Here is a 19,573-nt window from a genome sequence, read left to right on the forward strand (position 1 = left end):
CCGGGGAGGCCGCGCCGCGCCATGGCAAGCGGATCGACAGCGAGTTGCGGCTCGACGGCGGCGCGTCCTGGGACGGTGCGGCCGACCTTTCGGCGCCGGCCGCGTGGCGGTGAAAGCCGGCACCGTGTTCCTGGACAAGAACGTGGCAGGCACCGGGCTGCGCGATGGCAGCGGCGTGCGGCGTGCGACGCGGCTGGCGGTCCGGGTTTTCGACAACCGCGGCACCTACCTGAAGACCGGCGCCGGCGACACGCGTGTCGAGAGCCGCTTCGTCAATACCGGGACAGTGCGCGTGAGCGGCAGCGGCTCGCTGCAATTCGCCGGCCCGCTGGACAATCGCGGATCCCTGGACGCGACCGGCTCGGGCCTGCGCGTCGATGGCCCGCTGTCGCAATGGCAGGCCGGCGAGCGGCGTCTCGCCGGCGGCCGCTACACGGTGCGCGACGGCCGGCTCGCCCTCAACCTCGGCGGGCCGGCCGGCATCGTGCACAACCGCGCCGCCATTGCCTTGCACGGCAGCGGCACCCGCCTGGTGAACGGCTGGCAGGGGCGGGACAGCGACGCCCTGTCCGAGCTGGGCAGCAACGAGGGCCGCCTCGGCCTGACCGGAGGCGCCGTGCTCGATATTGCCGGGGCGCTGCAAAACAGCGGCGTGGTCGAGGTCGGCGAGGGCAGCCGGCTCGATCTGGCTGGCGCCTACCGACAGGAGGGCGGCTGGGCCTCGACCTGGTTGGACGGCGAGATGCAGGCGGCCGGCTTCAGTTTCGAAGGGGGCAGCCTGGGCGCCGGCCTCAAGGGGGAGGTGGGTTCGGCGCACCTGCAGGGCGGCGGCCTGAGTTTCGAGGCCGGCGTCTTCGATGTCGACGTGTTCGGGCACGATGCTTACGACCAGCTGAGCGTTGCCGGCCGCGCCCGCCTCGCAGGCGAACTGTGGGTCGACGCGTCGGGGCCGGCGCCGGCCCTGGGCCGCTACCGCATCCTGGTCGCCGAGGGCGGGCTGCAGGGCCGCTTCGATGCCGTCCTCAGCAACCTGGACCCTGAGCTTTACCGTGTTTCCGCCCGCTATGGACCGGGCAGCGTGGACATCGACATCGCCGCGGTGCCCGAGCCGGGAACCTATGTGCTAAGCGGCCTCGGCCTGGCCGCCGTGCTGCTGCGCTGGCGCCGCCGTGGTGGTCGCGCCACAGCCCGCCCCACGGTTCTACCTACTCGCATCCCCCCGAGTCAGAAGCGATGCACCGCTCTGAAGCGGATGGCACCCTGGTGGCCTTGGCAGTGCTACGGGATACCCCTCTCCGTAGCTCTGCCCTCGGGCGCCACCATAACCGGGCACCTGCTTGACGCAGCCGGCGTTTCGGCGCTTGACCCGGGGGGCGCTGACTCTGGGCGCGGTCGGTTTCTGTCCGTCCCGCCGGGGCATGTCCGACGGCTCCGCTGGGGTACCCGTTGCCTCGCCCGCCGGTCTTCCTGGGAAGCTCTACCATTCTCGTGGACTCCGCCTCACGAAGGCGAGCAGTCGCCGCGCGGACCACGGGCGCCAGACCCGAGGCTGCGGCTCAGCATCTCTTGTTCACCTGCACGACACCATCAGCAGCATGTCCGACACCCCGATCCGTCTCTTGTGCTATTGCGGAACGCTTCGACAAGCCGTTCGCGCGATCACCAAGGTCTACGACGCCAAGCTCAGCCGTCACGGGATCAAGATCACGCAATACACCATCCTGATGGTCATCAGGGAACGCGGGCAGGTCACCACTGGTGAACTCGCAAAAGGCCTGCTGATGGACTCCACCACCTTGAGCCGCACCCTGGCCACGCTCAAGCGCAGCGGCCTGGTCGACTGCGAGGTCGGCACCCAGGACCTGCGCGAGCGTTATTGGCGCCTGACCCGGGCCGGGTCGTCCACCTTGTCGAAGAGCCAGAAGGACTGGCAGGACGCGCAGGAAGAACTGCGCCTGGCGGCCGGCACCCAGAACATGCGCGACATCGACGCGCGTGCCTACGACGTCGCCACGCGCCTGGCCAGCTACGGCTGAGGCGTCCGCACGGCGACCGCGTGGGCAGCGATGAAACCGGCCACCTCGCGCGCCACCAGGGGCGCGTGCAGCAGGCCGGCATGGCCCAGCCCGGGAGCCGGCAGCAGCGTCGCGCGCGTGAAGGCGTCGGTCGCGTGCTGCGCGTGCAGATAGGGCACGACCGCGTCGGCCGGGTCGTGCACGACCAGCACCGGCAGCGCCAGGCCCCGGGCCAGGGAGGTGAGGTCCCAGTGCTCCACCGGCTGGCCGTTGCCACGCTGCAGCCGGCGCCGGATTTCCTGCATCAGCCGGCCCTGCGGCGGCGCCGCGGCCCCCGAGACCCAGCGCTCCAGCAGGTCGGCCAGTGACGCCGCCGGGGCCAGCAGCACCAGGCAGCGGATCCGGTGCGTCAGCTCCGCCTGGTTCTGCAGCGCAGCAAGCGCCGCGAGGCAACCCACCGAGTGCGCGACCAGCGCCGCCGTGTCCCCCAGGCTCGCGAGCAGCGCCGCCACCGCTGCGCTGAAGTCGCTCATCGTACTGCCCCGTGCCGGCCAGCCGGCGCCCGTCGGCGCGTCGAAGCTCGCCACTTTCAGCCCCAGCTGTCGCAGCGGGCGCACCAGCCCCAACAGGCTGCCGGCACCCGCGCCCCAGCCGGGCACCAGCAAGGCCGCCGGGCCCTGCTGCGGCCACATCCAGGCCTGCGGCAGTGCCGTGCCGCCCCGAATCGGCAGACGCCGCGCGCCCAGCGGCGGCGGCTCGACTGCGGCGTCGCGGCGGCTGCCGGTATCGTGGAACTGCGCGGCCGCGACGCGGGCCAGCAGGTGCGGGGTGAGCGGGCCGAGCCAGCGGCAGGCCATACGCAGTGGGATGCTCATCGTGGGCCGCTGGGTCGATCGCAGGGTCCGGCTCATCGCGGCCCCCCCGAGGACAGGTCGGCTTTGGCTGCAGCGCGGTCGACGTTCAGTGGCGACGCAGCGTAGTAGCCGCGCTCGGGATCGAAAAAGCGGCAGAAGCGCAGCACCTCCAACAACTCGCCAAAGGAGAAGCGGCGCTGTGTCACCATGCCGGGGAAGGCCTGCATCAGGGCGGCCTGCGCGCGCGGCAGGTGATAAAAGGGCACCGCCGGCGCGACATGGTGGGCGGTGTGCAGTGAGATGTGGTGCGTCAGGAGCTCAAGCAGCCACGGGTAGCGGTAGTCCGTCGTGAGCAGCAGGCGGCCGGCATTGGGCGTCCAGTACGCCGACGACAGGAAGGGCAGGTCGCTGCGCACATGGTGCATCAGCGTGGTGGCGCTGAACCAGGCGTGGATGGACACCCAGGGCAGCACCCCGTACAGCAGCAGGCCGCGGGGCCCCGCCAGGCGCAACAGCAGGGCCAGGCACAGGCCGCCGGCCAGCCCCACCACCAGCGTCGAGCGTCGCACTTCGCGCCGCATCGCGCGCTCGGGGAAGAAGCCCGGCCGGAAGGTGCACACCCACCAGTAGCGCATCGTGCCGGCCCAGAAGGCCCACGAACGTGTCGCCGAGTAGAGGGCGCGGTCCAGCGGCGGCATGCGGGCGTGCACCTCGGCGCTGACGGGCCGCCAGTCCGTGTCGAGCTCCAGGTGATTGGTATGGCGGTGATGCAGATGGTGCACATGGCGCCAGGCATGGTAGGGATAGAGCAGCGGCAGCAGGGCTGCCTGCCCGACGACCGTGTTCAGGAGCCGGCTGCGCGAGAAGGACTGGTGGCCGCAATCGTGGGCGATGCAGTGCAGCCCCCACCCCCCCAGCCCGGCGAGTACATACAGAGGTGGCCAGTACAGCCAGTGCGGTGCATGCGCGACCCCGGCGAGCGCCAGGCCGTACAGCGCATAGCTGAGCGCGAAGCCGAGCAGCCCGCGCCAGGGCTGCGGCTCGAAGCAGGCCGGCGGGATGGCCTCGGCCAGTCGCACGCCATCGAGCGAACGCACGCGGCGCGTCAGCGCCTCGAAGCGGGCGTCGGGCGCGCGGGGAAATGTGGGGCGCGGCATGGCGGCTAATCCTCGCAGTCCGCATCCGCCGAGGCCGGCGCCGACCGCAGTTCGGCCGCCAGGAAGGCGCTCAGCCGGTCGATGCTGTCGTGCTCGAACAGCAGCGCCGGCGAGAGCCGCCGCTCCAGCAGCCGTTCGAGCTCGCCGGACAGCTTGAGCGCCGCGATCGAGTCCAGCCCCTGTCGCTCGAAGCTCATCGCCGTGTCCACCTTCGATTGGGGCAGCCTCAGCTGGGCTGCCAGCCGCCACACCAGCCAGCGCCGCAGGCTGGGTTCATCGACCACCGGGTTCACGTCCAGCGGCGGACGCATCTTCTGGAACCTGCGCGCGACGGCGCTCCACCAGCCGGTCTCGACCATTGCTACTTCTCCTTCCATGTCTGAAAACCGCCTGCACCCGGGGCGCGCCCGGGGCCGGTCCTAGGTTCGCGATATGCCGGCGCCGCCTCTCGATGGCGGCGGCATCGGGACGGCGCAGGTCCCAGACCCAGCCGAGCGCGCCGAAGGCCGCCAGCAGCCAGCCGGCCGGGTCCGGCTCCCACCAGTGCAGGCCATGGCGGAAGGAGCCGGGAAAGGCGTGGTGGTTGTTCTGCAGCCCCTCGCCGAAGGTGATCAGGGCCACCAGCCAGTTGTTGGCGCTGCAGTCGCCGGTCTCGAAGGGCCGGCGGCCGAAGCGATGGCACAGCGAGCCGACACACCAGGCGGCCTGGTTGGCGAGGAACATCCGTGCCAGCCCGCCGAACAGCAGGCCGCGCCAGGCGCCGTCCCAGTCCGCCGTGGCAAGGCCGCCGACCGCCGCCGGCAGCCCCAGCCCCAGCAGCACCCAGAGTGGATAGCTGCGGTGGAAAAAGAGCAGGCGTCGCTCGCGCAGCAGGTCGGCGGCGAAAAAACTCCAGCGCGCCCGGTCGCTGCCCAACATCCACCCCACGTGCGCATGCCAGAGGCCGCGCAAGCTGCCCAGCGCGCCGCTGCCTCGCGGACGGGGCGAATGCGGGTCGGCGGGACCGTCGCTGTAGACATGATGGCGGCGGTGCGTCGCGACCCAGAACAGCAGCGGTCCCTGCGCCGCCATCGAGCCGCACACCAGCAGCACCGCCTCCAGTGCGGCGGAGGTGCGGAAGGCCTTGTGCGCCAGCAGGCGGTGGAAGCCCATCGTGATGCCGGCCATCTGCAGCGTGTACATCAGGCCGAAGAGGGCCAGGTCGAGCGCCGTGCAGCGTCCCTGCAGCAGGAGCTGCAGGGCCAGCCCGAAGCCGGCCGCCGGCAGCAGCAGCACCGTCAGCGCCGCCAGCTGCTCAAGGCGCCGGGCAGGACCGGCGAGGCAGGTGACACCGGCGGCAAACGCCTGCGCGCTGGCGCTCGCGTGGGGTGGCGGTGGCAGTGCCGCGGTCGATCGAGAGTCCCAGGTCATCGCGCTCCTCGCACCGATCCTGCCGTTCGGGCCTCAGGCGCCGGGTGTGGGGCCGGGCTCCGCGCGCGGAGCCCGGCGCACGTCCCACACCAGACCCGCCGCTTCGAGGGCCCGGATGAACCAGGCCGAGGGATCGAGTTGCCAGGGCCGCTCGTCGTTGCAGGCGAGGCCGGGATGGGCATGGTGGTTGTTGTGCCAGCTGCCGCCTAGCGTGGGCAGGGCCAGCAGCGCGATGTTGCGGCTGTCGTCGCGGGTCGGGTGGGGCCGGCCGCCCACGCGGTGGCCCAGCGAGTTGATCGCCCAGGTGGCGTGCTGCAGCAGGAAGATGCGTGCGAAGCCGCCCCAGAGGAGGCCGCCGACCGCATCACGCCAGCCCGAGCCGAGCATCGCGCCCAGCACGCCGGGCAGCAGCAGGCCCAGAGCGACCCAGGCGAAATAGCCCCGGCTCAGCCATAGCAGCCGGCGCTCGCTCAGCAGCTCGGCCACCTGCTCGGCCCAGCCGCTGCGCTCGAGCGTGAACAGCCAGCCCAGGTGGGCATGCCATAGCGCCTGCAGCGCGGCGTGCCGGCCGGGCTGCCGCGGTCGCGGCGAGTGCGGGTCGCCGCCGCAGTCGGCGTGGCGGTGGTGCAGGCGATGTGTCGCCACCCAGAACAGCAGGGGGCCCTGGGCTGCCATGCTGCCGGCGACCGCGAGGACCGCGCGCAGCACCGGCCCCGCCTTGAAGGCGCGGTGGCAGAAATGGCGGTGCAGGCCGGCTTCGACACCCAGTCCGGTGAGCAGGTACATGCCGGCCAGCAGGGCGGCGTCGAGGCGGGTGAAGCCGTGCAAGGCCGCGAAGCACAGTGCCGCGACGAAGCCGGCACAGGGCAGGCCCACCATCCAGGGGGCCAGGCGCCGGGCACTGCGATCGGTGGGCCCGCAGCTCGGACGGGCCGGCATGGCGGCGGGGCCATGGGGGTACTGCATGGTGGGGGACTGCCGGCGGGACTCAGCCCTCGAGTGTGGTGAACTGGCGCGCCATGAAGGCCTGCTTGCAGGCCTGGCGCTGGACCTTGCCGCTGGTGGTCATCGGGATCGAGCCCGGTGGCACCAGCTGGATGCGCGCGGGCGCGATGCCGTGGTCGCGCACCACCGACTCGGTGATGGCCTGCCGCACGCTGTTCAGGCTGCCGCGATCCAGCGCAGCGGCACGCCGCGACAGCTCGGCGACGATCACCAGGCGCTCGCTCGAGTCGCCGGGCACGGCGAAGGCCACCACGCCGTTGCGCCGTATCGCCTGGTGGCTCTGCTGCGCCGAATGCTCGATGTCCTGCGGATAGAGGTTGCGGCCCGCCAGCACCAGCACATCCTTGATGCGTCCGGTGACGAACAGCTCGTTGCTCCACAGGAAGCCGAGGTCACCGGTGCGCAGGTAGCGCCGGCGCGACGGGTCGCCTTCCAGGTGTGCATGAAAGGTCTCGGCGGTCGCCGGGCGCTTGTCGAGGTAGCCAAAGGCGACGCTGCGGCCGTGCACCCAGATCTCGCCCACCATCCCCTCGGGCTGTACCCGGCGCGTGAGCGGGTCGACGACCAGCAGCTCGTGGCCCGCCGCGGCCCTGCCGCAGCTCACCAGGGAGCGCGAGGGCCCGCCTTGCGCGTCGACGTGCACGAAACCGTGGTCGAGTGCCGCCTTGTCGACCTTCAACACCGTCGGTGGCGCCTGGCCGGTCTTGCCGGCGACAAACAGCGTGGCCTCGGCCAGTCCGTAGCAGGGCAGCAGCGCCGAGCGCGACAGGCCGCGCGGCGCGAAACGTTCGGCGAAACGCTGCAGCGTCGTTGCCGAGACCGGCTCGGCGCCGCAGAACAGCCGGCGCAGCGACGACAGGTCCAGCTGTTGAAGGGCCTCGTCGGGGATGGAGTCGACGCACAGGTCGAGCGCGAAGTTGGGCGCGGCCGTCATGCTGACCTTGTGCTCGGTGATGGCCTGCAGCCAGCGCAGCGGGTTCTGCACGAAGTGCGTGTGGCTCATCGTGATGAGCGGGAAGCCGCTGTGCACCGCGAGCAGCAGCGCACCCAGCAGCCCCATGTCGTGGTAGGGCGGCAGCCAGGACAGGCCGACCCGCGTCGCATCCGGATCGAGGAAGGCGCCCAGCACCTCGCAATTGCTGATGATGTTGTCGTGGCTGAGCACCACACCCTTGGGCGCGCCGGTGGAGCCCGAGGTGTATTGCAGCAGCGCCGGCGCCGGCATGCGGATCTGCGAGGCGCCGCAAGGCGGCGCACTCCGCTGCGCGCCGTCCTGTGGCGGATCGTCCTCGAGGAACAGCCAGCGCGGCGACTGCCCCAGCGCACCGAGCTCGGCGTCGATGCGACGTCGGGCCTGCTGGATCTCCTCGCCCGCGAGCACCGCGTCGGGTCGGCAGTCGGCATGGATGGCGGCCATGCGCCGCACGGCGCGGGCGTTCAGCGGCGGGAAGGCCGGCACCGCGGTGGCGTTGCAGAGCAGGATGCCGAACAGCGCGGCGACATAGCCCAGACCGGGTTCGAGCACCAGCATGACCCGCTTGCCTTCCAGTCCCTCCCCGGCAAGTCGGGCCGCCACGGCGGACGCGGCCTGCCACAGTTCGGCATAGGACCACTCGACACTGTCGGCGGCGCCGTCGCGCAAATGGCGGAATGCCAGATGGTGTGGCGAGGCAAGCGCCCGCTGGTGGAGCCGGGCAACGATGTTGTGCGTTGCTTGTGGCGCAGCTCCGGCGGGCCTGCTGCCGAGGGAGTTGGCGAGCCCCTTCCCCGAAGTGATGCGGCCCATCGAGGTGTCCTCCTCCACTGGTTCAATCGCTCAGCATGTGCTGACCATCGGGGCCGGATTTCGCCGCCGAGTGTGGCCGGCGGGTTTCACCGCAATTCACTGCACGTGAATGTATATGCATTAAGGATGCTAAGAGCTGAGAACTTGATAAGCAATCGCTGACCGTTGCTCGAGGACCGGAGGTGTCCGAAAGGGCCGGTCGGCACTGCACTTGCTGACGGCCCACAGGACCGTGCCTGTGGAGCATTCTGGCGCGTGGATGTGCCGTTTTCCCGAAACCGTCGCGTCAGCTGTCACCCTTGCCAGGGTTGCTGCGTGATGGAATGCCAGCGGGGGAGCGGCGGCATCCGGGCCCGCGGCGGCTTGTTTCCATGCGGCAGCTTGCGGCCGCTGGCGCTTACGCCCGGTAAACTTCACCCCTTTCGAGTTGTTAACGCCCCATGGCCAGTGTCTCCACAGGGAACGCCCCTGCCATCTTTGACCTGAAGAGCGCCACGCTGCCCCTGCTGGCCGTGGTGCTGAGGACGTTCGACCTGAAGGCACTGGAGGTCGAGCTGGAAGCGCGCATCAGCGCCTCGCCCGATCTTTTCAACCAGGATCCGGTGGTGATCGACCTCGCGCCGCTGCGCGAGCAGGGGGCCAGCGTCGATTTCGAAGCGCTGGTCGCGCTCTTGCGTCGCTACAAGATGGCGCCGACGGCTGCCAAGGGGGGCAGTCCGGAGCAGATGGCCGCGGCCCTGGCGCTGGGCCTGGTCGAGGCGCCCGACCTGAGCCCCGTCGGGACGACCTCGGCCGAGTCGCGCGCGGTGCCCGAGGGCAGCGCGGCCGAAACCAGCGATGCCGAGGACGCCCGCGACAGCGAAGGCTCACGCCACTGGAGCGCCCCGGCCACCGCGACCGTGATCGTCGACAAACCGCTGCGCTCGGGCCAGCAGGTCTATGCACGCGGCGGCGACATCGTGGTGCTGGCGGCGGTGAACTTCGGCGCCGAGGTGATCGCCGACGGCAACATCCACGTCTACGCGCCGCTGCGGGGCAAGGCGATCGCCGGTGCGCGCGGCAACACCGAGGCGCGCATCTTCACCACCTGCCTGGAGCCCGAGCTGGTGTCCATCGCCGGCATCTACCGCACCACGGAGACCGCCATTCCGGCCGAGGTCGCCGGCAAGGCGGCGCAGATCCGCCTGGTGGGCGAAAAATTGGTGATGGAACCCCTGAAACTGTGAACCATAGGCCGCCCGCTGGGCCGGGCGGCGGACCCTGAATCTTCTAAAGGACCTGCAACTGATGGCCAAAATCATCGTGGTGACCTCCGGCAAGGGAGGCGTCGGCAAGACCACCACCAGCGCCAGCTTCTCATCAGGCCTCGCGCTTCGGGGCCACAAGACCGCCGTGATCGACTTCGACGTCGGCCTGCGCAATCTCGACCTCATCATGGGCTGCGAGAGGCGCGTGGTGTACGACCTGATCAACGTGATCAACGGCGAGGCCAACCTCAACCAGGCCCTGATCAAGGACAAGCAGTGCGAGAACCTGTTCGTGCTGCCGGCCTCGCAAACGCGCGACAAGGACGCGCTGTCCAAGGAAGGCGTCGAGAAGGTCCTGAAGGACCTGGCCGAGATGAGCTTCGAGTACATCGTCTGCGATTCACCCGCCGGCATCGAGACCGGTGCGCTGTTGGCGATGCACTTCGCCGACGAGGCCCTGGTCGTCACCAACCCCGAGGTCTCCTCGGTGCGCGACTCGGACCGCATCCTCGGCATGCTGAGCTCCAAGACCAAGCGCGCCATCGAGGGCGGCGAGCCGATCAAGGAGCATCTCTTGATCACCCGCTACAACCCGCACCGGGTGGAGGACGGGCAGATGCTGTCGCTGGCCGACATCCAGGAGATCCTGCGCATTCAGCTGATCGGCGTGATCCCCGAGTCGGAGACGGTGCTGCAGGCGTCCAACCAGGGCGTGCCGGCGATCCACCTCAAGGACAGCGACGTCTCCGAGGCCTACAAGGACGTGGTCGCCCGCTTCCTCGGCGAAGACAAGCCGCTGCGTTTCGTCGACGCCGCCAAACCCGGCTTCTTCAAGCGCCTGTTCGGCGGGAGGTGAGTCATGTCTTTCCTCTCCTTCCTGCTCGGGGAAAAGAAGAAATCGGCGACGGTCGCGAAGGAACGGCTGCAGATCATCCTCGCGCACGAGCGTTCGGGCCGCACCGGCGGCCCCGACTACCTGCCGCAGCTGCAGCGGGAACTGATGGAGGTGATCTCCAAGTACGTCTCGATCAAGCCGGACGACATCAAGGTTCACCTGGAACGCCAGGAGAACCTCGAGGTGCTGGAAGTCAAGATCGAGCTGCCGGACGTCCGCTGAGCCGACGCTCGGGCAGCCGGGTCCCTCACTCGCCGTGGGGGTCCTCGCTGAGCTGCTGCCCGCTCGCCAGTTCACGCTGGTACTGCAGCACGTTCTGCACGTAGTTGGGGCTGCCCACGCCTTCGATGTCGCCCGAGACGTAGTACTTCAGGCCGCCTTCCACGCTGCCCTTTTCCTTGATCTTCTGCTGGATCTCGAAGGCGCCGCCGATGAGGTTCTCCTCGGGGTTGCTCATGTCCAGCTCCTCGGCCTCCTTGCCGGTCAGCTCCTTGATCCGCGCGCGCTCCTTCTCGGTGAGGTTGGGCACGACGTCGTTGTTCCAGCGTTCCTGGCTGATCTGCATCAGGCCCCCGTCGGTCGTGCCGTCGACGTTGGTGGTCGAGGTGTTGGGGTCGCCGCGCGACTCGGCCCACACCATGCCGCCGATCAGGTTGGGGTCCAGCCCGGTCAGCTCGGCGGCCCTCTGGATGCCCGGCGCCCATTGCTGCAGCGCCTCGTTGGGACCGGCGTTGAAGGAGCCGCCGGACTGGGGCGACTGCGGCGCATAGAGCCCGTCCAGGTAGCGCTGGTAATCGAACTTCGTGCCGGACGGCTTGTCGATGGGGTTGATCGCTTCCATCGGGGGTCCTTCTGTGGAGTGGTGGAAGCACCGATTGGAAGTACCGCGAGGCCCGCGGCCGCCGGGCGTCGCGAACCGCCATGCTGCGAAACGAAAGCGCCCGCCCGCGGTGGCGAAGCGGCACCAGCCTTACTCGGCGGCCACCCGCTGACTGGGCACCGGGTACTTGAGATGCCCGACGTAGGCCAGCGGCTGCGTCACCTTCATCGAGGGCACGTCCCCTTCGCGCATGTGCAGCAGGTCGGCGGGACTGATCCAGCGCGAGTTCGCCGAGGTGAGGGGCAGGCCGGCGTGCCGGTAGGCCTCGATCACCAACTGGGAGCAGAAAAATCGGTCGTCGCTGCCGCTGCCCAGTTGCACGAAGGCCACCCCGCGCATGCAGAAGTCGCGCACCAGGCCGGGCACCAGCGGCAACTCGCAGACGCGGCGCTCGATCGAGAACGGCGCGTGCAGCAGCACGCCCACGTAGCCGTAGCGGCTGCCTGCCTTCAGCTGCGCGAACTCACGCAGCCCGGCCACCGTCTGCGCGGTGGTGCCGGGATGGCGGAAGGCCACGGCGGTGGCTTCCTCGTCCAGGAAACCCTGCAGCTCGCGCATGCGCACGCCCTCGCCCACCGCTTCGACCACCCGGCCCTCGCCGAGGTAAAGCGCGGCATGGCTGACCGGCGCGAGCGTTGCGAGCCGGATGCCCACCGAGGTGAGGCCGCCCTTGGCCGTCAGCAGGATGTCGCCCGCCTGCAGGGCCGAGGCATCGATGCGCCGGCCCCCGTTGTCGGGCGACAGCGAGCGGTTCTCGAAGACGATGCGCGGGCCGGTGTCGCTGCCGCCCATGCCCTTGCCGCTGGCGGGATCGATGCGGGTGGCGCAGCCGCCGGCGGCCAGGCCGAGCAGGACCGCGGCCAGCAGCGGCTGCCGGCGCCCGGTGGTCGAGAGTCGGTTCATTTCGGACCGGCGAGCGGCCTCAACCGCAGGGCACGATCTTGAACGCGACACGCCGGTCGAGTGCGTCGACCGCGTTGTCGGTGCCGCTGCCGACGATGTTCTCGCGCGAGCCCATGCCGACGGCCTTGGTGCGCGAGCCGAGTTCGGCGGCCTCGGTGGTCAGGCGCTGCTTGATGTAGGCGGCGCGCTGCAGCGAGAGGGAGTCGTTGGTCTGCTCGGAGCCGGTGCGGCTGGTGTGCCCGACGATGTCCATGCAGGTCTTGGCCGTGGTGCTCTCGCGCGCGATCTGGCGCAGCCACATGCCATAGGCGCCGCTGATCTTCGGGTCGGACCAGAACTCGGTGCTGCCCGGATTGAACAGGAACTTCACGCCCAGCTCGTTGTAGGCGATGCCCATGGCGACGACACGCGCGAAGGCCTGCTCGGCCTCGGCGGTCCGACCGAGTTTGACGTTGGTCAGGTAGATGCCGTTGAGCACACGCAGCTGTTCGCCGGCGGGCGTGGCGAGCGCGCTGCGGTAGCGGCCCAGCGCGTCCTGGTAGCGGCCCGAGTTGTACAGGTCGGTCGCCTCGTTGATGACGGTGGCGGCGGCCACGCGCTCCAGATAGAAGGCGTCGGCGCGTTGTCCCGGGGCGGTGGTGCTGGTGCGCACATAACCCTCGATGACCTTGTCCTTCACCAGCACCGGACTGTCGCGGTAGTAGGGCAGGGGGTTGTGATCCAGGCCCTTGTCCTGTGCGATCGCGGAGGACTGCGCGACGATGCTGCCACTACGCAAGTCGGTCAGCGCCAGGTTCACATGCAGCGCGGTGCCCTTGCCAGCACTGCGCGGGCCGCGCGTCATCGTGCCGGTCAGCAGATACTGGGCCTTGCTGAGGCTGGACGACTGGAAGGGCAGGATCTCGAACTGGTCGTACTTGCTGGTCAGGCGCTCGCTGACGCGCATTTCCAGCAGCTCGGTGGCGCCGGTCTGCTGCCCGCTGCCGGCGTCGAGCATGGGGTCGAGCACGACCGCGCGCTTGGCGATCTTGGACTCGACCTTGGCGAGGAAGGCGGGCAGCTTCTGGGTCTGCGAGACCAGGCCGTCGGTGGCTTCGGCAACCGCCTGTTCAAACGGCAGCTCGTTGGTCAGTTGGGTCGGCTGGGGCGCGGCACAGCCTGCCAGGGCCACCGCCACGCAGGCGGCCACGAACGAAAAAAGGCCTCGGTGATGCCTTGCGCGTGCGAGTTGCTTCATCTGCACTGCCTCTTCATGAATTGCGTTTCTTCATCGGTCAAGGCTTCCAGGGAAGCCTTTTGGAGAATGTCACTGCAGCGTGCCGGGACGCTTGCAGTTTTCGGGAGGCGCGGCTCGGCGGCAGGCGCGGCAGGGGCCGGCTCTGACATGTCGGGACGCGGCCGCGGGCGCTCGGCGGCCGCGCCAGCGGCCACCGTGGCGTCTGCTCGGGGAGCCGGCGCGGGCCGGGGCCGGGGCGCAGCGGCGACTGGCGCGGGGGCCGGTGTCGGTGTCGGCGCCTGGGGGGTGGCGGCTACCGCCGGTGCGGCGGGCGGCGCTTGCGGCGCGGGGGCAGGCGTTGCCACGACAGGCACGGGTGCTGGCGCCGGCTCCGGAGCGGGCGGTGCGGCAATCACGGGTGCGGCGGGCGAGGCATCGGGCCCGGCCGAGCGGACCTCGGCGGTCGGCTCGACCGTCTCCGGCCCTCCGGGCCCCGGCCCGGCGAGAAAAAAACCAGGCAGCCGAGGCGGCAGCGGCCAGCGCCACCGCGGTGCCGCCGAGCGCCAGCATGGGCAGCTGGCGCTGCGGCGCGGCGGGAGCGGCGGCCGCCTTCGCGGCAGCGCGGACCGGGCCGTTGCCCAGCAGCGCGCGGAACTGGGCCACGTCCTGCGGGCGGTCCTGGGGCTTGACCGACAGCGCCTTGTCGACGGCGCGCAGGAAGTCCTCGCTGTAGCGGCCGGCCGCGAGGCGGCTCAGCGGTTCCAGCCGGTCGGAGATCAGCCGTTCGACCGAGGACACCGGCGTCTTGCCGGTGATGGCGTAGTAGACGACGCAGGCCAGCGCATACAGGTCGGTCCAGGCCCCCTGGGTCATCGACGGCACGTCGCCGTACTGCTCGATGGGGGCGTAGCCCGGCTTGAGCACGACCGTGAGGGCATGGGTCATGTCGCCGACCACGCGGCGCGCGGCGCCGAAGTCCAGCAACAGCGGGCCGGCGTCGGTCAGCAGGATGTTGTCGGGCGCGATGTCGCGGTGGAAACACTGCTCGGCGTGCATCACCGCCAGTGCGTCGAGCACCGGGTTCAGCCAGCCGCGCAGCGTCGCCTCGTCCGGCGCGCTGCCGCGGTCCGCGAGCGCTCGCTTCAGCGTCGGGCCCTTGTAGTAGGGCATCACCATGTAGGCGGTGCCGTTGGCCTCCCAGAAGCGGTGCACCTTGACCAGCGCCGGGTGGTCGAAGCGGGCCAGCAGGCGCGCTTCGTTGACGAAGCTGCGTAGCCCGATGTTGAAGGTCTCGACGTGACGCTCCGACTTCGGCGCGACCGTGGCCGTGACCGCCGAGCGCGAGGCCAGCGACGACGGCATGTATTCCTTCAGCGCGACCTGGCGCTGCAGCGAGGGGTCGTAGGCGAGATAGACGATGCCGAAGCCGCCTTCGCCGATCAGCCCGACGATCTCGAACTCCGCGATGCGGCTGCCCTGCGGCAGCGTGTGGCTCATCGGTGTGTCGGCGACCTGCTGCTCGCGCGGGCTGACGAAGGTGCGAGCCGGGGACCCGATGATGGTTCGCTCGTGGTCGTCTGCGGGTGCCGAAGTCATTGCGGTTCTCTTGCCAGGGGCAGCTTCAGGCGGCTCGCTCGAAAGCACCCTGCCTGAAACGGGCGCCCATTGTCGCGCGATCGCGCCGGTGTACCACCGGGAGCGACCCGGCCCCCCATCCCTCATGCTAGGGGGTGAATCTTCTCGACGGGCCGGGCGGGAGCCCGCCGGGCCGGTGTGCCGCCACTGTAGAGCACCGGCCGGGGGGATGGTGTCGCCTTTAGAGGTGACGGCCCCGCAACCCGGGGGGAGGGGAGCAGGGGTGCGCGAGGGCGGTGTTGGCCGACCGAGGCATCGATCGGCGCGCCTCGGCGTTGCGGGCCCCGCCCTGGCACAGCGAACAGGGCGTTACATCGGGCCGCGTCAGGTCGACTTGATACTGTATGGAAATACAGTAAACTGCGCTGCCAACTTTGCAGTTGTTTTGCCACCCTGCCTGCTGCTCCCTGACGGAGCGGCGGGCGGGTGTTTCTTCGGGGTCTTGGGGTCCGCCTTCAGGCGCCGCGGCGTGCAGCGCGCCGCCGGGCCGTCCACGCCAGCAGCCCGACGCCGCCGGCCAGCAGGGCCATCGAGCTGGGTTCCGGCACCGGAGCGAACACGCCATAGTCGCCGGAGCCGGCCATGAAGATGAGCTCCGGGTTCAGGCTCGCGGTCGCCGTCTTCGCATACGAGGTCGCGTCGGTGTCGATGAAAAAGTAATACGACGAGCGGCCCTGCGACAGATCGGACGGGTTGAAGTAGAAGTCGATGTCACCGATCTTGCGGCGAGCCCAGGCGGACGACTCCTCACCCATCATCAGTGCGTGGCGCGGGGCCACCGAGCCGGGGCCGTCGGCGATGAAGTCGATGTCGTAGCTGTACTTCGCGTCGTAGAAGTTGTTGAGCCGGAAGATATCCGCGCTGCCGGCCGAATCGGCGTCGGTGGTGATGCGCCAGTAGAAGTCCAGCGTGCCGTCTTCGGTGCGCACCACCTGCGACTGGATGCTGCCGCCGGCCGGCATCCCGGTGTGCTGCGAGTCCTCCCAGTGGAGGTAGCTGAAGCGCACGGTTTCGTCTTCGAGCACGGTACCGGCCCGGTGGCCGGCACCGCTGCCAGCGGTGGTGCCGGGCAGCGCGACGTAGCGGTAGTCGTGCGGCGCCATCGGCACCGCGTGGGCGGCCGTGGCGGCCAGGGCGAGCAGGGCGGCCGCAGCCGCGCGCTGGCATTTCGTGATCATGAACCCTCCGGAGCTGTGTAAAGCTGAGTTGTCTTGGCAGAGGCGGATGGTGCGTCGCCGGACCACCGCTTGTGCACCCCCGGAAACCGGGGTTAACCGTATCAGCAGTGAGCAGACGCAACAGCTGGCCTCCGGCTGCCGGCGTCCGGCTCCGCGGGTCATCTCGACGCCGGTGTCAGGTGCTCCCTTCCGATGACGGCGCGGGCTCCGCGCCGGCCAGGGGGGGCGCCAGGACGACCCGGTTGCGGCCCTGGTGCTTGGCGGCGTAGAGGGCCGTGTCGGCGGCGGCGATGAGCTGCTCGCCGCCCATCGCCAGGGTCGTGCGCAACGCCACGCCGACGCTGACCGTCATGGGGATGTGCCGGCCCTCGTACACCACGTCGAGCTGCTCGACCGCGGTGCGGATGCGCTCGCCGAGGAACACCGCGCCTTCGGCATCGGTCAGTGGCAACAGGACCCCGAATTCCTCGCCGCCGTAGCGGGCGACCTCGTCGGTGGGGCGATACAGCGATCGGGCGATCGCGCCCGCCACGGCGCGCAGGCAGGCGTCGCCGGCCGGGTGCCCGTACTGGTCGTTGACCGCCTTGAAGTGGTCGATGTCGATCAGCAGCAGCGAGGTCGGCAGCCCGCTGCGCTGGCCCACCTTGAGCTGCAGGGCCAACTGCTCGTCGAAGTGCTTGCGATTCTTGACGCCGGTCAGGCCGTCCAGCGCATTGAGCTTCTGCAGCTCGGCATTGGCCTGCGACAGGTCGCGCAGGGCCCTGTCCAGTTCCTCGGTGCGCTGCTGCACGCGCCGCTCCAGCTGCGAGGTCGCCTCGGCCTGGATGCGTTCGTTCTGCTCCTTGAGCAGCTTCATGCGGTGGGCCAGCGCGAAGGACAGCAGCAGCGTCTCGAGCGCGGAGCCGATCTGCATCGCGTACTCGGTGAAGAAGGAGCTGGGCACCAGGTTGACAGTCTTGAGCGGGTAGAGCGCGAGCCCGGCCAGCAGCGTGGTCCAGGCCAGCATGAAGTACCGCGCCTCCCTGACGCCGCGCAGCAGGCAGCACAGGCCGATGGCGGACACCGCCAGCGACAGCAGCAGCGCGTTGGCGGATGCCAGCTTGATGGCCAGCGTGTAGGACCCGAATTGGGTCAGCACCGTCATCACCGCGGTCGCCGCGACATGCACGCCGATCAGCCGATTCACCCGCGGCAGGTGGGTGGGTACATCGAGGAAGCTGCGCGTGAAATTCAGCGCGCCGATCGCCGAGATGCCCATCACGACGGGCAGGAAACGGCGTCCGAATTCCGGCCAGCCCGGCCAGAGGTGTTCGAAGGCCAGGCCGTTGAGGGCGAACTGGAAACCGATGTAGCCGCCGATGTAGATGACGTAATGCAGGTAGCTCTTGTCCCGCATCGAGAAGAACACGAGCAGGTTGAACACCAGCATGGAGCCGAGCACTCCGTAGTAGATGCCCATCATGTACTGCTCGTTGCGGTCCTTGAGGGCCAGCGCATCGGGTTCCCACGCCACCAAGGGCAGCTGCAGCGAGCTTTCGGTGTGCACGCGCATCAGCACGTCGACGGTCTCGCCCGCGCCCAGTTCCACCGGGTAGATCAGGTTGCGGTGCGGCGTCGGACGTTGGTCGAAGGGAAAGGAGCGCCCGGCCGCCGGGAAGGAGGAGACGGCCCCGCCGGCGCGCAGCAGGTGCACACGCACGTCGTCGAGCAACGGGTACTGCATTTCCAGCCACCAGCGGCCCGGCTGCATGCCCGGGTTCTGCAGCCTCAGGTGGAACCAGTAGGTCGAGGCCGTGAAGCCGAAGTTGGGCACGTCCTGCTGGACCGCCCGGAACTGACTGAGGCGCGCCAGCGCGTCCTGCAGCTGCAGCCCGCCTTGCGGGTCTTCCAGGTAGCGCAGCTGGCGGCCCAGCGCGATGCCGGCCGGCGCGGCGTCCAGCCGCACCGGCTCTGCGCGGACGCCGAGGCAGACGGCCCACAGGCAGCCGAGCCACAGCAGTCGGCGCAGGAGGCGCAGCATCATCCGGTCCCCATCGTCTGGCGCAGTATGCGCATACATCTCTCCTCGCCAACCCAGCTGCTGGTACGGCCCGCCCTCTCGAACTGACCCGGGGGCGGCGCCCGACCCGGCACACGGCGAAATACCCTGTCGGGCCACCCCCAGCGACCACCGCCGCGCGGACGGCATCGAGCTTGCGGGGCAACGCCTGTATTTCGACCTGGACGGCCGTGACTTGAAGGCTTTTTACCAGCCGGGCAGGCCGTTGGCCCGAGAGAATGCGAAAAGCTTGTCGGCCCGCCTGCCGGTGCCGCACTGGGGAGCGGGTCGGGCCGGGCGCGAGACCGCCCACCACGGCCCCCTGCAAGGATAGGCAGCGGCTGCCGAGGTGCGCCTTGCGCTCCTCAGGTGGCCGCGGAGGATCGCTCCGCCCGCTGCGGCGCTGGCGGCAGCACATTGCGCGGATCCTGGGCGAGCACCAGGTTCCAGAGGTCCTGACCGGTGGGGTGATCGCGCTCCTCCGCGACGTGGGCCACCAGACCGGCGGCGCGGCCGATCAGCGCCAGTCCGCGGCCGAACAGCGGGTCCAGCCCCATGTCGGCGAGGATCGCGCCGATCGCGCCGGCGGCATTGAGTGGCAGGTCCTTGCCGTGCTCGATGTGCAGGACCTCGCAGAGGGCCAGGGCCAGACGCCAGTGCTTGCCGAAATAACCGTTGGTCTGCGACGCGGCCCGCAGCGCCGGCACCCTCGGATCGCCGTGCACATGGATCGGATGTCCGATGCCCGGCAGCCCCCGCCGGGCGCCCCGGAACGCCTGGACCTGCTCACGCGCGCAGGCGAGCACCTCGTTCTCGCTGGCGTCCTCGGACAGCGCCGCGGCGCCTTGCGTCAGCAGCTCCATCACGTTCTGCACGGTGCCCAGAAAGTGGCTGCCGGCGCCGAGCAATCCCGCCGCCACCGCGCCCTGCAGCGACTCCGGCGCGCCCAGGAAGGTCAAGCGGCTGCTGATCGCACTGGGCGTCAGGCCATGGTCCGCGGCGGCGACCAGCAGCAGGTTGATCATGTTCTTCTCACGTGGTTGCGGCAGCCGCGACCAGCAGAGCCAGCAGATCATGTCGACAAAGTCGAACCGGCCCAGGATCTCGGTGGCGAGGTTGCTGCCGCGCACGCTGATGACATCGGGCGTGGTGGTGCCGATTTCGGTGGTGACTGCCATGGGTTTCTCCTAGTGTGGTGTCCCGCAGATACGTGGCAGAAGTTCTGCCGAGAAACGGCCGCATGCGTCGTTGCGGTGCTCATCGGGCGGCCCCGCCCGATTCCGCGCCGCGCCTAGCCTGCGACCGTTTTCGACAGAACTTCGCAGCCGGTTCTCTTCGGCACCCAGCTGTGCCA

The 19,573-nt window shown here is 69.9% G+C and carries 18 protein-coding genes; 5 read left to right on the forward strand and 13 right to left on the reverse strand.

Translation table 11 applies throughout. The features are described 5' to 3' along the window. Positions 1 to 109 precede the first annotated feature (109 nt). Positions 110 to 1,762, forward strand: a complete 1,653-nt coding sequence (locus OOT46_RS29435; protein WP_265407188.1) for a PEP-CTERM sorting domain-containing protein — start codon at positions 110 to 112, stop codon at positions 1,760 to 1,762. Continuing rightward, positions 1,725 to 2,036, forward strand: coding sequence for a MarR family transcriptional regulator (locus OOT46_RS29440; protein ID WP_265407189.1), 312 nt, complete (start codon positions 1,725 to 1,727; stop codon positions 2,034 to 2,036). The genes OOT46_RS29435 and OOT46_RS29440 overlap by 38 nt, the downstream gene beginning before the upstream one ends. Here OOT46_RS29440 and OOT46_RS29445 read toward each other — a convergent pair. The 6 genes from OOT46_RS29445 to OOT46_RS29470 are packed head-to-tail and all read right to left on the reverse strand — an operon-like array spanning position 2,027 to position 8,227. Continuing rightward, entirely contained in the window at positions 2,027 to 2,890 is an 864-nt protein-coding gene (locus OOT46_RS29445; RefSeq protein WP_265407190.1) for an alpha/beta fold hydrolase, read from the reverse strand. The genes OOT46_RS29440 and OOT46_RS29445 overlap by 10 nt on opposite strands. Positions 2,891 to 2,922: 32 nt before the next feature. Next, on the reverse strand, positions 2,923 to 4,026 hold the full coding sequence (locus OOT46_RS29450; protein WP_265407191.1) for a fatty acid desaturase: 1,104 nt from the start codon (positions 4,024 to 4,026) through the stop codon (positions 2,923 to 2,925). A 5-nt stretch (positions 4,027 to 4,031) separates the two neighbouring features. Beyond that, positions 4,032 to 4,337 (reverse strand): acyl carrier protein, encoded by a 306-nt coding sequence (locus OOT46_RS29455; RefSeq protein ID WP_265407192.1) that lies wholly within the window; start codon positions 4,335 to 4,337, stop codon positions 4,032 to 4,034. Continuing rightward, positions 4,300 to 5,436 (reverse strand): acyl-CoA desaturase, encoded by a 1,137-nt coding sequence (locus tag OOT46_RS29460; protein ID WP_265407193.1) that lies wholly within the window; start codon positions 5,434 to 5,436, stop codon positions 4,300 to 4,302. Before OOT46_RS29460 ends, OOT46_RS29455 begins: the two co-directional genes overlap by 38 nt. A 33-nt stretch (positions 5,437 to 5,469) precedes the next feature. Then, complete coding sequence (locus OOT46_RS29465; RefSeq protein ID WP_265407194.1) at positions 5,470 to 6,402, reverse strand: acyl-CoA desaturase; 933 nt, start codon at positions 6,400 to 6,402, stop codon at positions 5,470 to 5,472. Between the two features lie 22 nt (positions 6,403 to 6,424). Beyond that, positions 6,425 to 8,227, reverse strand: a complete 1,803-nt coding sequence (locus tag OOT46_RS29470) for a fatty acyl-AMP ligase (protein ID WP_416136275.1) — start codon at positions 8,225 to 8,227, stop codon at positions 6,425 to 6,427. 440 nt (positions 8,228 to 8,667) lie between these two features. Between OOT46_RS29470 and minC the strand changes: the two genes are divergently transcribed. The 3 genes from minC (at position 8,668) to minE (ending at position 10,591) form a co-directional block, all read left to right on the forward strand. Then, positions 8,668 to 9,453 carry a septum site-determining protein MinC gene (gene minC, locus OOT46_RS29475; protein WP_265407195.1) on the forward strand — a complete coding sequence of 262 codons (786 nt, stop codon included), beginning with the start codon at positions 8,668 to 8,670 and terminating at the stop codon, positions 9,451 to 9,453. A 61-nt stretch (positions 9,454 to 9,514) separates the two neighbouring features. Continuing rightward, complete coding sequence (gene minD, locus OOT46_RS29480; RefSeq protein WP_265407196.1) at positions 9,515 to 10,330, forward strand: septum site-determining protein MinD; 816 nt, start codon at positions 9,515 to 9,517, stop codon at positions 10,328 to 10,330. A gap of 3 nt (positions 10,331 to 10,333) precedes the next feature. Beyond that, positions 10,334 to 10,591: a cell division topological specificity factor MinE gene (minE, locus tag OOT46_RS29485; protein ID WP_265407197.1), complete on the forward strand. Its 258-nt coding sequence runs from the start codon at positions 10,334 to 10,336 to the stop codon at positions 10,589 to 10,591. A gap of 25 nt (positions 10,592 to 10,616) precedes the next feature. Here the strand turns inward: minE and OOT46_RS29490 are convergent, their stop codons facing one another. From OOT46_RS29490 to OOT46_RS29520, 7 genes are all read right to left on the reverse strand, one after another. Next, entirely contained in the window at positions 10,617 to 11,210 is a 594-nt protein-coding gene (locus OOT46_RS29490) for a transglycosylase SLT domain-containing protein (RefSeq protein ID WP_265407198.1), read from the reverse strand. Between the two features lie 129 nt (positions 11,211 to 11,339). Continuing rightward, on the reverse strand, positions 11,340 to 12,152 hold the full coding sequence (locus tag OOT46_RS29495) for a distant relative of cell wall-associated hydrolase (RefSeq protein ID WP_265407199.1): 813 nt from the start codon (positions 12,150 to 12,152) through the stop codon (positions 11,340 to 11,342). Between the two features lie 19 nt (positions 12,153 to 12,171). Further along, entirely contained in the window at positions 12,172 to 13,389 is a 1,218-nt protein-coding gene (locus OOT46_RS29500; protein ID WP_265407200.1) for an OmpA family protein, read from the reverse strand. 69 nt (positions 13,390 to 13,458) lie between these two features. Then, positions 13,459 to 14,964 carry a serine/threonine-protein kinase gene (locus OOT46_RS29505; RefSeq protein ID WP_265407201.1) on the reverse strand — a complete coding sequence of 502 codons (1,506 nt, stop codon included), beginning with the start codon at positions 14,962 to 14,964 and terminating at the stop codon, positions 13,459 to 13,461. Between the two features lie 494 nt (positions 14,965 to 15,458). Beyond that, a complete protein-coding gene (locus tag OOT46_RS29510; RefSeq protein WP_265407202.1) occupies positions 15,459 to 16,181 on the reverse strand; it encodes a PEP-CTERM sorting domain-containing protein in 723 nt (240 codons plus the stop codon). Between the two features lie 175 nt (positions 16,182 to 16,356). Then, positions 16,357 to 18,204 (reverse strand): 7TM diverse intracellular signaling domain-containing protein, encoded by a 1,848-nt coding sequence (locus OOT46_RS29515; RefSeq protein WP_265407203.1) that lies wholly within the window; start codon positions 18,202 to 18,204, stop codon positions 16,357 to 16,359. A 380-nt stretch (positions 18,205 to 18,584) separates the two neighbouring features. After that, entirely contained in the window at positions 18,585 to 19,397 is an 813-nt protein-coding gene (locus OOT46_RS29520) for a citryl-CoA lyase (RefSeq protein WP_265407204.1), read from the reverse strand. Between the last annotated feature and the right edge of the window lie 176 nt (positions 19,398 to 19,573).

The organism is Aquabacterium sp. A7-Y (genome assembly GCF_026153205.1).
Taxonomy (GTDB): domain Bacteria; phylum Pseudomonadota; class Gammaproteobacteria; order Burkholderiales; family Burkholderiaceae_C; genus Caldimonas.

Bases quoted from the DNA above. Each gene is read 5' to 3' on its own strand.
- OOT46_RS29440 (WP_265407189.1), top strand. From the start codon at position 1,725: ATGGTCATCAGGGAACGCGGGCAGGTCACCACTGGTGAACTCGCAAAA.
- OOT46_RS29445 (WP_265407190.1), bottom strand. From the start codon at position 2,890: ATGAGCATCCCACTGCGTATGGCCTGCCGCTGGCTCGGCCCGCTCACC.
- OOT46_RS29450 (WP_265407191.1), bottom strand. From the start codon at position 4,026: ATGCCGCGCCCCACATTTCCCCGCGCGCCCGACGCCCGCTTCGAGGCG.
- OOT46_RS29455 (WP_265407192.1), bottom strand. From the start codon at position 4,337: ATGCGTCCGCCGCTGGACGTGAACCCGGTGGTCGATGAACCCAGCCTG.
- OOT46_RS29460 (WP_265407193.1), bottom strand. From the start codon at position 5,436: ATGACCTGGGACTCTCGATCGACCGCGGCACTGCCACCGCCACCCCAC.
- OOT46_RS29465 (WP_265407194.1), bottom strand. From the start codon at position 6,402: ATGCAGTACCCCCATGGCCCCGCCGCCATGCCGGCCCGTCCGAGCTGC.
- OOT46_RS29470 (WP_416136275.1), bottom strand. From the start codon at position 8,227: ATGGGCCGCATCACTTCGGGGAAGGGGCTCGCCAACTCCCTCGGCAGC.
- minC (WP_265407195.1), top strand. From the start codon at position 8,668: ATGGCCAGTGTCTCCACAGGGAACGCCCCTGCCATCTTTGACCTGAAG.
- minD (WP_265407196.1), top strand. From the start codon at position 9,515: ATGGCCAAAATCATCGTGGTGACCTCCGGCAAGGGAGGCGTCGGCAAG.
- minE (WP_265407197.1), top strand. From the start codon at position 10,334: ATGTCTTTCCTCTCCTTCCTGCTCGGGGAAAAGAAGAAATCGGCGACG.
- OOT46_RS29490 (WP_265407198.1), bottom strand. From the start codon at position 11,210: ATGGAAGCGATCAACCCCATCGACAAGCCGTCCGGCACGAAGTTCGAT.
- OOT46_RS29495 (WP_265407199.1), bottom strand. From the start codon at position 12,152: ATGAACCGACTCTCGACCACCGGGCGCCGGCAGCCGCTGCTGGCCGCG.
- OOT46_RS29500 (WP_265407200.1), bottom strand. From the start codon at position 13,389: ATGAAGCAACTCGCACGCGCAAGGCATCACCGAGGCCTTTTTTCGTTC.
- OOT46_RS29505 (WP_265407201.1), bottom strand. From the start codon at position 14,964: ATGACTTCGGCACCCGCAGACGACCACGAGCGAACCATCATCGGGTCC.
- OOT46_RS29510 (WP_265407202.1), bottom strand. From the start codon at position 16,181: ATGATCACGAAATGCCAGCGCGCGGCTGCGGCCGCCCTGCTCGCCCTG.
- OOT46_RS29515 (WP_265407203.1), bottom strand. From the start codon at position 18,204: ATGATGCTGCGCCTCCTGCGCCGACTGCTGTGGCTCGGCTGCCTGTGG.
- OOT46_RS29520 (WP_265407204.1), bottom strand. From the start codon at position 19,397: ATGGCAGTCACCACCGAAATCGGCACCACCACGCCCGATGTCATCAGC.